We start from the raw sequence: 14,207 nt of genomic DNA on the forward strand, positions 1-14,207 counted from the left end.
CGCACCTGCCTTTCCGACGACGCGAACGCGCCATGCAACGTTTCAGGCGGATGCGAAGTTTGCAGAAGCTCGCCGCCGTCAACTCCTCTGTATACAACCACTTCAACCAAGAAAGAGCGCTTGCCAGCCGAAACAGCTTCAAGCTGATACTCACCGACGCTCTCGCCGAGTGGCGGGGTCTTTGTGACGAATGAAGGACAGCTATACTGGCCTAGCTGAGACTGGTTCGAATTCGCCTGACTGCACCGCCACTCATACCTGTCTCACTTCAGTTGTGTTTTTTGACCCGGAATTGTTCCGCAATTCCCGCGAGTTGACGCATGCGCTTTCAATCAGAGACGGAGCAGATCGTACACTCGGATCACGATTCAGGCCACAGTCTCAGTGCCGCATTTTGGTGGGATCGCTTTGGGCGGGATTTCCCTGATACCCGGAAGTTTACAGGGAAATTTCGCAAAACGGGACTGAGTTCAGTAATTTCACCTGTCAGAACTGAATGTTTTACAGGGGGTTAATGTTGCAAATTCCCTAAAAGGTGGAGCAGGGAATTTTCTCGTGGGAACAGGGAATTGTTCCGCCGGATCAGGGAGGGCGAAGTCTGTATCAGTGACGCAGGATTTGGAGATGTCAGAAGCCGAACAGGCGTTCCTGTTCGGACCAATCAAGTGGGTGGGTCACGCTGACCAGACGCTTGAGTGTGAGTTCGGGCGGCTGGGTGCCGTTGAGAATCGCGGCCTGAATCTTCGGTGAGAGAAACGCGAGCTGAGCACGGGCAAGGATGAAAGCGACGGGGACGCTTTCACGCCGCGCAACTTCCATCAGTTGAACTCCAGCTTTCAGATCACGGGTGCAGCCATGGGCGCGGATCAACATGGACCGGAGGTGGGGATCGGGTTGCGCCTTTGGTATCTTCACCTGTCATATTTATAGGTTTTTTTGCGCTGTTTTCCTCCGGGGACACAGGCGCGTATCCCATTGTCTTTCAATGCTTCACGGAACCAATTGGTATCGTACGCGCGATCAGCGAAGGCAACACTTGCAGGTATCGAAGACACACACATGATCCGCGGAGGATAAATTACGCCTGGACTCGGTTAGTTTCAACGCATCGCGGATTTGGCTGCTTGACCTGTTGATCCGACGAAATTTCCACGCTCAGCGATAAATTTCGCGACAGAAATACGCCCTTTGAAAGCAGGCCCACTTCACTTTCTTTCAAGCGTTTCTGGGGAAAAGGCTATATTAAACCGTGGGCTAATGATCTGCTTTGGTTTTTTTGGTTCGGGCCTCGGCTTCGCACTGTTCTCCGAGCGGCGCGCAGAAAACATCTTAGCAAGTTTGCGCTTAATCTTTCGTCTCATCCATTTACTCCTTAACGAGGCGTTCTGTCATGGCCGCGAAATACCGCCATTGGTCGAAGCCAAAAAATATTCTATTGAATCGTACTTTTCCGGCTCACCGTGATTATCTGAATTAGCCTCACTAATTTCCAACATTGCGTCGACAACCTTCCTTAGATTGCCTCCAAGTTTCTTTTGCTCTGCTGTACCTTGACGAAATAGATCTTGAAACGCGTCATATTGTTTGCGCACAGTTTCATCACGGAACAGCGATGAACACCCAAACCCATCCAAAAACTGCGGGCTGCCACCTGTCCAATGGGCAATTTTCATTGCAATCAGTTTATCTGCGATTGACCGAGCTTCTTGATTGTCAATTGCCGTAGTTGAGGCAATTTTTTCAGTATAGTAATCTCTCAGGTTTAAGGTTTCTTGTGCATGCTCCAGATAATGCAGACGGCTGGGCGGTCCAAACCTACTATGAGTGGCTAGTTTTGTGGTGAAGTAGCCAATTTCTGGCAAGGCCTTGATTTTTCCAGCCAGACAGTCGTGGAGGCCGACATTATAGTCGCCAAATATTTTCATGGCATTAAGCTGTAAGTTGTTACATCTTTCAAGGTAGTGATCGCGGCGTGTCGCAGCATAACTGGTCGCGAAGGCCCATTGGCTGTATTTAGACAGACGAGAAACTATGTCTTCGTCTTGAAGGCTGAATGCATGAAGAAATTTCGCGTTGAACTGATCTTCGTCTAACATTGACAGGCAAATGATCCCGCCGATAGCGACGACGTGGTCGTGGTTTGCGCGCAGGAATTCAACACCTTGATAGAGTGTATCAAGCACAGGAAAATCATCATCTGCTCCGACGAAGATAATGTCATCATCCAACCCGCTCACACAATCAACCATGCGGTCCCGAAAATGCAGATCGGAATCGTACTCCTTATATTCGATCTGCAAAAGACTGTCGTTGTCACGTACCGCTTCCTCATAAGCAGCAAGGTATGAATGATGACTGCCATTGGCGATCACCACACGTTGTCCCGGATTGAACTCGCCCAGATACTTAAGGAGAAAGGACAAAGACATTGGACGGTTACGTGTGGGAATAACTAGAGGGACCATGGTGCATCCTTATGCGGCTAATACCGGAGATCTAGTGGGCTACACGGCGTCGAATTATGGTCTATTAGAAATTTGACGGTGTAGATATGCGGTCCAGCGCGGCTCATAACTTGATATTTTCGCATGTGTCCAACCCCAAAACACGATCGATGTCAATCTGTGAAAATATAGGTGCTGGCAACTGAACTGGAATTATTCCATGCTAACCAGCTTCTGACTCTTGAATTTTTGGCTTGTTCGGGCGGGAGCAGCCTCACTTCGTTGCGCTCGATCAGATACGCTCAACCTCTGGGCTGACTACTCCGGTAGAATGGCGGCATGAGACAACATCTGCGAATAGATCGCAGTCCGCCGCAGACAACTTGGCAATACCCGAGTTCAATCAGGAACGCCAACTCAACTCACGACCGAACTTTGAGCTGACCCAAAGTGGCAGCTTTGATTCACATGGGTTTTCAAATTATGTAGCAAACTGAGACCAGCTCGACGCGTCTCACACCACTCTCCTTGCTAATCAAAGTTATCATGCTTAAAGGGAATTCAATTATCTGAGGCCTGTTGGTCGATTAGAACAGAGCGGAGCGATGATTTGAAAGCGGTAATTCTAGCGGGCGGGCTTGGAACTCGGATTAGTGAAGAATCTCACCTCCGCCCAAAACCCATGATTGAAATTGGTGGTTTGCCCATATTATGGCACATCATGAAAATCTATGGCGCCCATGGGATCACTGAATTTGTCATCTGCTGCGGCTACAAAGGCTATCTGATCAAAGAGTATTTCGCGAACTACTTTCTACATACATCCGATGTCACATTTGATCTAAAAGACAATAAGATGAAGGTGCACAATCGATACTCGGAGCCTTGGCAGGTTACATTGGTCGACACCGGTCAGCTAACCCAAACCGGTGGCCGCCTAAAGCGTGTGAAGGAGCATCTGACCGACACGTTTTGTCTTACATACGGCGACGGTGTGACGGACCTTGATATTACCAAGCTTTTGGCCTTTCACAAAAGAACTGGCAGCCGTGCGACCGTTACCGCCTTGCAACCAGCAGCGCGGTTCGGAGCCTTGGAGATCGAGGGTGATTTTGTGACCCGGTTTAACGAGAAACCCGATGGAGATGGCTTCTGGGTTAACGGCGGTTTTTTTGTCTGTGAGCCTGAGGTGATTGACTACATCGACGGAGACGAAACGATTTGGGAACGCGCTCCATTGGAAACTCTGGCAACTGAGCGACAGCTTTCAGTGTTCAAGCATTCGGGTTTCTGGGCTCCGATGGATACGATGCGGGATCGTGATTACCTTGAAGAGCTTTGGAAATCCGGCGATGCACCATGGAAAACTTGGTGATGAATGCGTTCTGGAAAGACAAACGCGTTCTGATTACCGGACATACCGGGTTCAAAGGTGCATGGCTTGCGCTGTGGTTGACGCAACTCGGTGCCAAAGTCACTGGCATAGCACTGGCACCTGAAAGTCCCTTTTTTTCCTCTCTGAAACTAGAAGATACCATCAGGCACATTATCGGTGACATTCGAGATTCGTCTGTCGTGACAAACGCCGTAACAGCGTCAGACCCCGAAATTGTTTTTCACATGGCAGCACAATCTTTGGTTTTACGTGGATACGAAACCCCGATTGAGACCTGGTCCACCAATGTGATGGGGACGCTCAATCTGATGGAGGCGCTGCGTGATCTGACCGGTCCACGCGCCGTGGTTATGGTAACTACAGACAAAGTGTATGCCAACGACGAACAAGCGCGACCATTTCGCGAAACTGATCCCCTAGGTGGTCATGACCCATATAGTTCCAGCAAAGCCGCGATGGAAATTGGCGTCGATAGCTGGAGAAAATCTTTTTTTGCACAGACAGAGATCCGTATGGCTTCGGCGCGCGCAGGCAACGTTATTGGCGGTGGCGACTGGGCCGAGAACCGCATCGTGCCCGATATTGCACGTGCCCTGGCGGCCGACATTCCAGTCAAAGTGCGCAACCCGAATTCCGTTCGACCATGGCAACACGTCCTGGAGCCTCTGCGAGGGTATTTGATACTCGCGGAAAAGCTGTTTACGTCGGCAGATCCCGATCTCCAAAGTGCGTTCAATTTTGGTCCACCATCTGAGGGGGTTAGAACCGTAAAGGACGTTGTTACAACGGCACTCTCCATGTGGCCGGGCGCATGGGAAGATACTTCTCGGAAATCCAATTCTGCCCACGAAGCTCAGATTCTCCGGCTTGCCACTGACAAGGCAGAGGCACTGCTGGGTCATTTCGCCTGTTGGTCTTTCGAAGACGGCATCCGCGCTACAATACAGTGGTACCAGTCTGTTGCGGAGGGCCAGTGCCCTCGTGCGGTCTCACTTAAACAGTTGCAATATTATGGTGAATCTTGAAGCTTATCCCTCAAGATATTGATGGGCTTTACGAAGTCCAGTTGGCGCGCCAGTCCGATGCCCGCGGTGCTTTTGCTCGTACATTCTGTGCTGACGTTTTTGCGCAAGCCGGTCTGCTGACCAATTGGGTGCAAATGAATATGTCGCAAACCAAGGGGCAAGGTACTTTGCGCGGTCTGCATTTTCAGCGTGCGCCGATGGCTGAGGCAAAGCTTATACGTGCAACCGAAGGAAAGGTATTCGATCTGGCGCTTGACCTGCGCGAAGGCTCTCCAACCTTTGGTCAAAGCAGAGCAATCACATTATGCGCTGAGGCTGGGAACGCAATCTACATTCCTGAGGGCTGCGCTCATGGTTTCCAGACATTGACCGAGACTGCGACGCTACACTATTGCCACACTGCTCCGTACACACCGGAACTTGAGGGTGGTGTGCGTGCGACAGACCCCGATCTGGGCATTGATTGGCCCTTACCTATCACGCTTATGTCGGAAAGAGATCAAAACTTGCCTGCCCTGCTGGATGTTCGCCCCTTATGACCAATACCTGCCGACATTGTCTGTCTTCACGCACTATGGCGTTTCTTGATTTGGGATATGCACCCCCGTCAAACGATTATCTAAGTGCGGAAGCGCTTTCTCGTCCCGAACTGACCTATCCGCTGCGGCTTTTCGTATGCAAGGAGTGCCGCCTTGTACAAACGGAAGACTTCTCGTCGGGCGAGGCGCTATTCACCGAAGAATACGCTTATTTTTCTTCCACCTCGACCTCTTGGCTTGCCCATGCCAAAGCCTATTGCGACACGGTTATCGAACGATTTGCTCTAGATGCGGATTCTCATGTGATCGAGGTTGCATCCAACGACGGTTATCTGCTGCGCAATTTTCGGAAGGCAGGGATCCCCTGCCTAGGTATTGAACCAACACATTCCACCGCCTCCGCAGCGACGGCAATCGGGATCAATGTTGTAGAGGAGTTCTTCGGGGAAGGGTTGGCTAAGGGGCTGGCCAAATCTGATCTTGTCATAGGTAACAATGTCTTTGCCCATGTACCCGACATTAACTGTTTCTCGCGAGGGCTGGCGGTTTGCCTAAAACCTCAGGGCGTGGTCACACTCGAGTTTCCGCATTTGTTGAACCTAGTGACGCAAAACCAGTTCGATACCGTGTATCACGAACATTTCTCCTACATTTCTCTTCTGTCAGCCGAGCGTATTCTGGCGGCGGCAGGTTTGCGGGTGTTCGATGTTGAACAACTAACAACTCATGGCGGCAGCTTGCGTCTCTTTGCCTGTCTTGAAGGAGCCAGACATGCGCAAACCGACGCCGTGAAGGCCATGCGTGATCTCGAAGCATCTCACGGAATGAATGACGATGACTTCTACACAGGTTTCCAACTCAAGGCGGAAAAGGTCAAAGACGATTTCTTGCGGTTCGTGCTGGATGCTAAAGCGGAGGGAAAGTCGGTAGCAGGATACGGCGCAGCCGCGAAAGGCAACACGCTTATGAACTTCGCAGGCGTTGGTCCAGACGCCATTGAATTCGTATGTGATGCTGCAGAATTTAAGATCGGCAAATACCTACCGGGCAGTCATATCCCCATTCTGGCGCCAGACGAGCTACAGAACCGACGTCCAGACTACCTGGTGATATTCCCATGGAACCTGAAAACCGAGATTATGCAATCACTTGATTGGCTTGTAGATACCCGTTTTGTAACTGCTGTGCCAGAACTGCAAATCCTATGACCGACCGCATCGTCTATACCCGACCCTCTATCACCGATCTCGAGGTTAGTTATGCCACAGATGCCGCCCGCACTGGTTGGGGGCCGAAATGTTATGACTACATTCATCGCTTCGAGGCGACCTTCGCAGAGTATGTCGGAACAAAACATGCTATTTCGACTTCCAGTTGCACGGGCGCGATGGAGATGGGTCTGGCTGCGCTAGGTATCGGTCCGGGCGATGAGGTCATCCTTGCCGACACAAATTGGATCGCTACGGTTGCTCCCGTCGTGCATTTGGGCGCAACACCGATTTTCGTTGATATCTTGCCAGACAGTTGGTGTATTGATCCTGATCAGGTCCGCGCGGCGATTACATCGAAAACCAAGGCCATCATAGCCACACATCTCTACGGTAATCTCTGTGAGATGGACACACTGTTGAGCATCGCAGATGAATGTGGAGTGGTGCTTATCGAAGACGCGGCCGAAGCGTTGGGTGCGCGATATCGCGCCATTCATACAGGCGCGATTGGAAAGTTCGGGACCTTCTCTTTTCATGGTACGAAAACGTTGACCACCGGCGAAGGCGGGATGCTGGTGACCGATGACGATGCTTTGGCGGATCGCATTCTGACGCTGTCCAATCACGGACGTGACAAGGCGCAGAAGAAACAATTCTGGGCTGATACGGTCGGCTACAAATTCAAGATGTCAAACATTCAAGCTGCAATTGGAATGGGGCAGATTGAGCGCATTGAGGAACTGACGAACCGCAAAGCGGAGATACTAGCGGCCTACAAAGAGCGGCTGTCGCATCTAGGGCTATCAATGAACCCTGAGCCTCCTCACGTCCGTAATGGCGCGTGGATGCCCACTGTTGTCTTTGACAAGGCACTTGGCGTCTCCCGTGAGAGGGCCTTGGCAGCATTCGAGGCAGCAAACATTGATGCGCGTGTATTTTTCTACCCGCTTTCCAGCCAGCCTATGTTCGTAGAAGCGCCTACCCCGCATGCCCATGATATTTGCGAGCGGGCACTGAACCTGCCCAGTTTTCACGACATGACAGACGGGGACATTGATCGAGTCTGTCGGGTAATCGAGACCTTGGCCTCTCCTTAGGCTTTCATAATCTCGTCAATACGCCCGTTGATCTGGGCGCCTTTGGCAAGTCCGCGATACATGAACTCTTCGTACCCGCGCTCTTTCATCGCGCGTATCGTGCGGTCGATGTCATAAACGACTCTGTGCAGGGCAATCTGGCCATCTGATAAGATTGCGTAAGCTGCACGTGGATCTCCATCGCGCGGCTGTCCGACCGAGCCCGGATTGCAAAAGACGTGCGTACCAAAGTCTAGAACGCATTGCACATGGGTATGACCCGCAAAGAGCCGTGTTACGCCTTTGGGAAACGTATCGATCCCCACTTTATAGAGGTATTCATCGACATGATCCTGCGGTCCTCCGTGTACAAACAATGTTGTGCCATCCTGGATGCTGTCCAATGATCGGCTCAGCCATGCCACGCTGTCCGAACTTAGCTCTGCCTGATGTTTGTCTATGATACCCGCGACGACCTTAGAGCGTTCGCAATTCTGTCCCGACGTAACGTAGCTGTCGTGATTGCCCAGTATATTGCGCACCCCTTCTGCCTTGAGCAGTTGTACGCATTCTTCCGGCTGACCATTATACCCAATAACGTCGCCAAGGCACACAAACTCTGTCACCCCTTTGGACTTCGCGTCAGCCAAAACCGCCTCAAGCGCGGCCAGATTCGCATGAATATCAGAGATCAGGCCCAGCATAACGTATCCGATCTGCGTTGTGACGCTGCGCAATCCCTTCACGCAAGACAGGTTGCGCAGGCCGTCGTCGGTTCAGGTAAAAGTCAACACACATCTCAGCTTCGTTGAACCCGAAAGCGGTTCGCAAGGAACAACTACTTGAAAACCGAGGGTTGATTTCAAGAAGATAGGCATCCTCACCTTCCAAACGGAATTGTAAGTTGGTTGGACCCAGCGGCTTGTAGTAGCGCATGATTGTATCAGTTGCTTTGGATACGGCTTCATGAGTGACGGTCTTTGCCTCGCCAGTGTTCCCGGCACGTGTCAATCGGCGCTGAAAGATCAGTGGGCCAATGTAATCGCCGTCGCCAAAGCCAAATGTACCGACAGTATATTCATCGTCGTCCGTACCAACAATCCGCTGCACAAGAAATTCGCCCGAGGTTTTTCCGCTCCAATAATCAAAATCCACTTCGTCATGAAGCCGCACAATGCCAACGGAGCCTTCCCCAGTGCTGGGTTTCAAAAGAAATGGCGGTTTCCCCAGCGCCGCGCAGGCCGCTTCCCAAGTGCCACCTCCTGCAATCGACGGGATGACTGGCAACCCCAATTGCGCATAGTCGGCTGCAAAATCCGACTTGTTTTCAGTCAACGCGATAAGATGTGTCGTGTTGATGGCCAACGCTACCCCGAGGTCTTCGAAAAAACTTCGGTGGGCGTCTAGAAACGCCATGTCGATGCTGATACCTGGAATAATCAGTTCAATTCCGTGATCCTGCACCAAATCTTTCCAGAACGTCAGATACGCATCTGAGCTTTCGTCTAGCTTGGGTTTCAGCAGAGTTTCATCGCACAGCTCTGCGCCGAATAGCGACATGCGCCGGTCAAGTCCAATTAACCACGATCGCCCGTCATCCCGCAGACTGCTGGCGATGCCCTGGCCTATGAGCGCTCCTACGCCGGTGACCAGAATACGTCGGCGCTCGTTCACAACTCAGGCCCCGCACAAACAGCTCTAGTCATGAGACACTTCTACAAGAAGACCAACACAAAGATCTGGAAAGTCAACGCCAACAGCCATCATCGCGCGCATGTTCTCTTCAAAGTTATCTAGCGTTCTGAGAACACCCAATGGAAGAGGCTTCAGGTAAAGCCCTTCCTCATGCGTTACTCTGTACCCGGCCGCCTCGATGGCGCTTCGCAATGTATCGCGGCAAAAATTGCGTTGATGTCCGAGCATTAAATCCGTTTCGTTCAGATCATAAATGTCCTCAATCATCCCCATCTCAAGCCCGAGGCGCCGGTTTAACGATTTTGCATTCGGTACAGCAATCCAAATGCGACCGTTGGGAGCTAGAAACTTTTTGTACCGGCTTAGAATGGCGACTGGATCATCCACATGCTCGAGCACGAATCCCATGACAATCAGATCGAAGGTGTCGGTAGGTGTGTAAGTTTCGAAGTACCCCGCCTCCAATGATCCAGTATACCAAGGGTTCTTGGACTGAAAATTCTCGATGACCTTTTGAGAGCCTTCAACGACGACGTGCTGGTCACTCATCTCGAAAAAGAAGGGAACTGTGTAACCATGCCCCAACCCAAGCTCTAGCAAACGCCCGACATGTCCTGTGCGCTCAAACACCCTTTCGGGATACCACCGCATCATGAGATCATTCTCAATCTCGACACTTGGTGGCTGCAAATACTTTGAGGCGACGTCGTCTAGGTTTTCCATCAGATAGTCAGCCCTTCTGAATACATGTCATGACAGGGAGAGGGAATTCCGGTCTGCGTCGGATAGGGTCGCAGCCATGTCAAAACCCCTCATACCACAGGACTTCGTTTTTCATAACGTCCCGAGACCGTCAATACCAGACCGACGACCCCTATAGACGGCGAGTTAACGAGTCCTTTTAGAGTAGGACGTTTAAAGCTGGGGAAATTCGAGTTGGTTGAACTGATCAAGGGCCAATTCATAAGAGACACCGAGGCGGCTATGATGTAACGATAGCTAAATGGCCCCAGTTTTAGCTAGAACGTTTTAAGAATTTGGAACTCTTACGCAAAGTGGGACACTCTATTGTTCTAACAGAGACCTTAGAGTTATTGATTCTGGCAACTAGCGAAAAGAGTGTTCGGATTGTTCAAAAGCGTGTCAGACCTTCGCGAATGTTCGCGACAAAAGTTCTTACTCACACAATGGATGGTGACACGACCTGTAACAAAGCTTAGATGAGAGCTCCAGAGCGTGGCAAATCACCAATAAAAATGCTGAAGGCAAATCATGACGTCAAAAGACGACCGCAAAGAGTTTGAAGCTCACAAGGAAAAGCAATGCTTGGCGCTTGGGCAAGACGAGCATGTTTTTCAAAGTTCAATTGCACATATGTTACAACTTGACCCTTATGACTACTCCTATCTGTGGAGCTGGATGGGAGCACCCATTATTCAGATGCCTGCAGATGTGATGGCGACACAGGAAGTGATCTGGAACACGAAACCCGATGTCATTATCGAAACCGGCGTGGCACGCGGTGGCTCGGTGCTGTTTATGGCCTCACTATTGCAGTTGATTGGCAACGGCACCGTGATCGGAGTCGACATAGATATCCGCGCTCACAACCGCGACACGATCAACAAACACCCTATGTCGAAACGAGTCACTCTAATTGAGGGGCCGTCGACCAGCGAGGATACGCTGGCCGCCGTGCGTGCCGAGATCCCAGAAGGCGCCAAAGTCATGGTAGTTCTAGACAGCGACCACAGCCGCGATCATGTTCTGGCCGAGTGCCGTGCATACGGTCCGTTGGTTACACCTGGCTGCTACATGGTCGTTGCGGATACGATGATCGGGTATGTCGGCCAGAAGGACAGCCCACAAAACCGTTCCAAATCGTGGTTTGCCGGGAACGAGCCGCTATCAGCGCTTAATGACTATATGTCAGAAGCAGACCTATTCGAAGTTGATCCGGTGTTGAACGGCAAGCTTGTGCTGTCCTCTTCGCCCGGTGGGTATATTCGACGGAAATTTGCATGACTACTGTCGTCATTTCGCAACCTATGTATTTTCCGTGGCCAGGTTTTTTGGCCCAACTCGCTTTAGCTGATGTAGTCGTTTGGCTGGTAGATGCGCAGTTTTCTAGACGCTCGTTTACTAACCGCGTACAGATTAGATCGCCTTCTGGCAGCGCCTGGCTTAGCATACCAATAAAGCATACTAAAAACAGGACAGATATCGTTGACATCGTTGCTGCTGAACCAAATTGGCTAGATTTACACATCGACAAACTCAAGAAATCGCTTAGCGGGACGCCTTACCTAGACTCCGCACTAGCACCAGTTCTACACCTGAATCAGCATGACGGCCTTTGCGACGCGATTGTCGCGAGCAGTAAAGGACTAGCATCACAGTTTGGCATAAATCCGAGCGAGTATCATCTTAGCACCGATCTAAATGTCACAGAAACAGGCTCGAACAGGATACTGCAAATCGTCCAAGAATTGGGCGGAACGCGCTATGTCACCGGGCATGGCGCACGCAACTATCTGGAACACAAGGAGTTTGAATTGGCAGGGATCAACGTCGAATACATGGAATATGATGTCAGGCCGTGGGGGCGTGTTGAAGATGATTTTTCGCCGTTCGTGACCGGGCTTGACCTGTTAGCACATGTAGGCCCTGCTCAAGCTGCATCTTATCTAAACCCGCGCACACGCAACTGGAAAGAATTTCTTCAGAACCACCAACAGACATAGGCTTCCTAATATGGGATCGTTTCCGGTTTGGAACAGGATCGCATCATAGCGTTGACGGCTCGGAGTGTTCTATCTGTACCCCCAACTGTCCGGGGCAGAGGAGGTGATAGCCAAAGGATTGACGCCGCCCGAAGTGAGCTCCCACGCCCAATCTTACTGTGCCGTTAACTATTGGGCGCTAACTTGAATAATTTAAGAAAATCAATGCCTTATTGTGGACCTTAGTTCTGGTCTATATCATTAGCTTCCGGTGTCTGACGTCAGTACCATTGGGACAGTATTGGTCGATTTGATAAGAGTAGATTTCTGGCTCATCGTAGCTGCCAAGGAGTAGAGATGAGAAAGAACCCCTAAAACAAGCAGAGTCACGGTGAGAAGCCAGCAAAGGACATTTGGCGTTCGACCCGTAAACAGTATTCCGCACAAGAAAAGATCCAGCTTTTACTGGACGGCCAAATAGGCGAGGAAAGTATTGCAGAGCTGTGCTGTCATGAGGACACCGCGCAAAGCCCGTCCTGGGCGGACGCCTGTAGGCGCCCACCCTTTCGAACTATATTGCACTTGCTACCCCCCAACCCTCGCCGGGAGCAGGTTTTAGAGACGAGCACCCTGAAGGGCTTCGCCCAAAACCAGTTGTTAAAGGGAAATATGTACGACGTAACCACTTGGCAGAAGGCATGGCTGTGCGCCGTAATGGAAAATTTCTATCGCAAAAGGCAAAACTATTTGTCGCACATAGGGAGTAAGTGGCGGACCAAGGGGGAACAACCCTATTTGAGTAACCATTTTTCATGCAAAAAATAACTGCCACAATATGTACCAAGAGGTGGACAAGATTCGGTGGCGTGATCGGTCTACCACTCAGGACTTCGGGCTTTGTGCGGCCTGCCTTGTGCCCAGTTCAAAATGCAGCTTGATGCATGGATCAATCCGAATTGGTAGATTCACTTTCAAGACTTTGGTTTCAGTAGGGCAACCTGGGCTCTACAACGCTATAGATTCTAACGCGCGAGCACAGATATTCGCTATAACCAAGCGAATGAATCTTCGCTCAGATCCATAAATGCCAGATCCTCAACTAAGACTTTGGCACCACTTAAATTAAGCAGCACCCCGTCATCCAGATCCCGGTACTTAATGTCAGAGATATTGTCTGCAAATAGACCTGAGCCAATCCCAATCTGATCAATCCCAACTTCAAAATCAGTCATGATGTTGAAGCCATCAAAAAAGTGAAACTCAAGAAGGTCAGCTTCCTCTCCACTAATATGAACACCGCGGCCTGGTCCGCCTCTCAGGATATCGGCGCTTTCCCCACCATCCAATTTGTCTCTTCCGAAGCCATCCACCAGGATATCAGCTTCATCCAAGCCATTGATATGGTCTCGTCTCCGACTTCCCGAAAGCGATACGCTGTCATCCAGTATGTTTACAGAAATGAGGGCCGTGGCTTCGGAAGTTCTACCGAACGTGTCTTCAAGTTCATACGTGAATGTCTGGACTATCTCGTCACCGGGGGCGACCAAATCAAGACATCTGAATCTGCTTCATATGTAAACGATCCATCATTATTCAGGTTTGGTAGCCTCTCTTCCGGACCTGAAAGCAGGGATACGGTTAGTCCTCTGCCTGTGTACCAGTTGTCGTTGGCTAGGATGATTCCAGCGATGACATCGTCTTCGTCAATGTGAAAAACACCGTCTTGTGCATTTTGGTGGAAATAAAGCTGCTATGGCCGTCGCCCCATCGAGATCTTTCACCGTAGATTCCGAACCGGAATAATCGCCCCCTAGAACGATGGTTGTATCGGCAAATCCATCATTGTCTGTGTCTATGCCCAAAATTGCGGACCCCAAATAAACACTCAAATCACTTCGATCAAAACGGACACCATTCAATATAAAGACGTCATCAATCCCAAAGGTCTTGTCGGTAGACCTTGCCTTGAGGCGGGCAGGGGGCTTTCTCAGCATTTACCCAAGACAAGACCTGCTTCTTTCAAATACTATAAACACCTGTCCTGAGATCATCCGCCTTGCGGTGATGCAGTACATCCGCTTCCCGCTTTCGTTTCGGA

General features: G+C 50.6%; 13 protein-coding genes and 3 pseudogenes. 9 read left to right on the forward strand and 7 right to left on the reverse strand.

From position 1 onward, the window contains the following. A pseudogene (locus ACR0DE_RS21190) lies at positions 1 to 194 on the forward strand (IS6 family transposase); the annotation flags it as partial. A gap of 433 nt (positions 195 to 627) precedes the next feature. Here the strand turns inward: ACR0DE_RS21190 and ACR0DE_RS21195 are convergent. The 3 genes and pseudogenes from ACR0DE_RS21195 to ACR0DE_RS21205 form a co-directional block, all read right to left on the reverse strand. Next, positions 628 to 915 carry a hypothetical protein gene (locus ACR0DE_RS21195; RefSeq protein ID WP_170567879.1) on the reverse strand — a complete coding sequence of 96 codons (288 nt, stop codon included), beginning with the start codon at positions 913 to 915 and terminating at the stop codon, positions 628 to 630. Continuing rightward, positions 915 to 1,022 (reverse strand): annotated as a pseudogene (locus tag ACR0DE_RS21200) (IS5/IS1182 family transposase); the annotation flags it as partial. The pseudogene ACR0DE_RS21200 and the gene ACR0DE_RS21195, both read right to left, overlap by 1 nt. Before the next feature lie 366 nt (positions 1,023 to 1,388). Further along, the gene (locus tag ACR0DE_RS21205; RefSeq protein WP_170399811.1) at positions 1,389 to 2,465 is read right to left on the reverse strand and encodes a TIGR00180 family glycosyltransferase; all 1,077 of its coding nucleotides are present in this window, start codon (positions 2,463 to 2,465) and stop codon (positions 1,389 to 1,391) included. 589 nt (positions 2,466 to 3,054) lie between these two features. Here ACR0DE_RS21205 and rfbF point away from each other — a divergent pair. Genes rfbF through ACR0DE_RS21230 form a run of 5 tightly spaced genes read left to right on the forward strand, consistent with a single transcriptional unit; the run spans position 3,055 to position 7,712 of the window. Continuing rightward, positions 3,055 to 3,819 carry a glucose-1-phosphate cytidylyltransferase gene (gene rfbF, locus ACR0DE_RS21210; RefSeq protein WP_170627351.1) on the forward strand — a complete coding sequence of 255 codons (765 nt, stop codon included), beginning with the start codon at positions 3,055 to 3,057 and terminating at the stop codon, positions 3,817 to 3,819. Beyond that, entirely contained in the window at positions 3,804 to 4,865 is a 1,062-nt protein-coding gene (gene rfbG, locus ACR0DE_RS21215) for a CDP-glucose 4,6-dehydratase (protein ID WP_480755195.1), read from the forward strand. The genes rfbF and rfbG overlap by 16 nt, the downstream gene beginning before the upstream one ends. Beyond that, entirely contained in the window at positions 4,862 to 5,404 is a 543-nt protein-coding gene (gene rfbC, locus ACR0DE_RS21220; protein WP_170399817.1) for a dTDP-4-dehydrorhamnose 3,5-epimerase, read from the forward strand. Before rfbG ends, rfbC begins: the two co-directional genes overlap by 4 nt. Next, positions 5,401 to 6,612, forward strand: coding sequence for a class I SAM-dependent methyltransferase (locus ACR0DE_RS21225; RefSeq protein WP_170399820.1), 1,212 nt, complete (start codon positions 5,401 to 5,403; stop codon positions 6,610 to 6,612). Before rfbC ends, ACR0DE_RS21225 begins: the two co-directional genes overlap by 4 nt. After that, the gene (locus tag ACR0DE_RS21230) at positions 6,609 to 7,712 is read left to right on the forward strand and encodes a DegT/DnrJ/EryC1/StrS family aminotransferase (RefSeq protein ID WP_170399823.1); all 1,104 of its coding nucleotides are present in this window, start codon (positions 6,609 to 6,611) and stop codon (positions 7,710 to 7,712) included. Before ACR0DE_RS21225 ends, ACR0DE_RS21230 begins: the two co-directional genes overlap by 4 nt. On the opposite strand, the gene ACR0DE_RS21235 is transcribed toward ACR0DE_RS21230, so the two are convergent. Genes ACR0DE_RS21235 through ACR0DE_RS21245 form a run of 3 tightly spaced genes read right to left on the reverse strand, consistent with a single transcriptional unit; the run spans position 7,709 to position 10,109 of the window. Further along, entirely contained in the window at positions 7,709 to 8,395 is a 687-nt protein-coding gene (locus ACR0DE_RS21235) for a metallophosphoesterase family protein (RefSeq protein WP_170598816.1), read from the reverse strand. The genes ACR0DE_RS21230 and ACR0DE_RS21235 overlap by 4 nt on opposite strands. Further along, positions 8,376 to 9,365, reverse strand: coding sequence for an ATP-grasp domain-containing protein (locus ACR0DE_RS21240; protein WP_480755197.1), 990 nt, complete (start codon positions 9,363 to 9,365; stop codon positions 8,376 to 8,378). The genes ACR0DE_RS21235 and ACR0DE_RS21240 overlap by 20 nt, the downstream gene beginning before the upstream one ends. Positions 9,366 to 9,389: 24 nt before the next feature. Beyond that, the gene (locus ACR0DE_RS21245; protein ID WP_223117802.1) at positions 9,390 to 10,109 is read right to left on the reverse strand and encodes a class I SAM-dependent methyltransferase; all 720 of its coding nucleotides are present in this window, start codon (positions 10,107 to 10,109) and stop codon (positions 9,390 to 9,392) included. 549 nt (positions 10,110 to 10,658) lie between these two features. Between ACR0DE_RS21245 and ACR0DE_RS21250 the strand changes: the two genes are divergently transcribed. Beyond that, the gene (locus ACR0DE_RS21250; protein ID WP_480437993.1) at positions 10,659 to 11,411 is read left to right on the forward strand and encodes a cephalosporin hydroxylase family protein; all 753 of its coding nucleotides are present in this window, start codon (positions 10,659 to 10,661) and stop codon (positions 11,409 to 11,411) included. Next, a complete protein-coding gene (locus ACR0DE_RS21255; RefSeq protein WP_223117804.1) occupies positions 11,408 to 12,130 on the forward strand; it encodes a WbqC family protein in 723 nt (240 codons plus the stop codon). Before ACR0DE_RS21250 ends, ACR0DE_RS21255 begins: the two co-directional genes overlap by 4 nt. A 1,025-nt stretch (positions 12,131 to 13,155) precedes the next feature. On the opposite strand, the gene ACR0DE_RS21260 is transcribed toward ACR0DE_RS21255, so the two are convergent. Further along, positions 13,156 to 13,500 carry a hypothetical protein gene (locus ACR0DE_RS21260; protein WP_480755199.1) on the reverse strand — a complete coding sequence of 115 codons (345 nt, stop codon included), beginning with the start codon at positions 13,498 to 13,500 and terminating at the stop codon, positions 13,156 to 13,158. A 612-nt stretch (positions 13,501 to 14,112) separates the two neighbouring features. On the opposite strand from ACR0DE_RS21260, the pseudogene ACR0DE_RS21265 reads away from it, so the two are divergent. Continuing rightward, positions 14,113 to 14,207 (forward strand): annotated as a pseudogene (locus ACR0DE_RS21265) (IS6 family transposase); the annotation flags it as partial.

Source organism: Ruegeria sp. C10 (assembly GCF_056537805.1).

Coding starts and splice junctions, on each gene's coding strand:
- ACR0DE_RS21205 (WP_170399811.1), bottom strand. CDS start 2,465: ATGGTCCCTCTAGTTATTCCCACACGTAACCGTCCAATGTCTTTGTCC.
- rfbG (WP_480755195.1), top strand. CDS start 3,804: ATGGAAAACTTGGTGATGAATGCGTTCTGGAAAGACAAACGCGTTCTG.
- ACR0DE_RS21225 (WP_170399820.1), top strand. CDS start 5,401: ATGACCAATACCTGCCGACATTGTCTGTCTTCACGCACTATGGCGTTT.
- ACR0DE_RS21230 (WP_170399823.1), top strand. CDS start 6,609: ATGACCGACCGCATCGTCTATACCCGACCCTCTATCACCGATCTCGAG.
- ACR0DE_RS21235 (WP_170598816.1), bottom strand. CDS start 8,395: ATGCTGGGCCTGATCTCTGATATTCATGCGAATCTGGCCGCGCTTGAG.
- ACR0DE_RS21245 (WP_223117802.1), bottom strand. CDS start 10,109: ATGGAAAACCTAGACGACGTCGCCTCAAAGTATTTGCAGCCACCAAGT.
- ACR0DE_RS21250 (WP_480437993.1), top strand. CDS start 10,659: ATGACGTCAAAAGACGACCGCAAAGAGTTTGAAGCTCACAAGGAAAAG.
- ACR0DE_RS21255 (WP_223117804.1), top strand. CDS start 11,408: ATGACTACTGTCGTCATTTCGCAACCTATGTATTTTCCGTGGCCAGGT.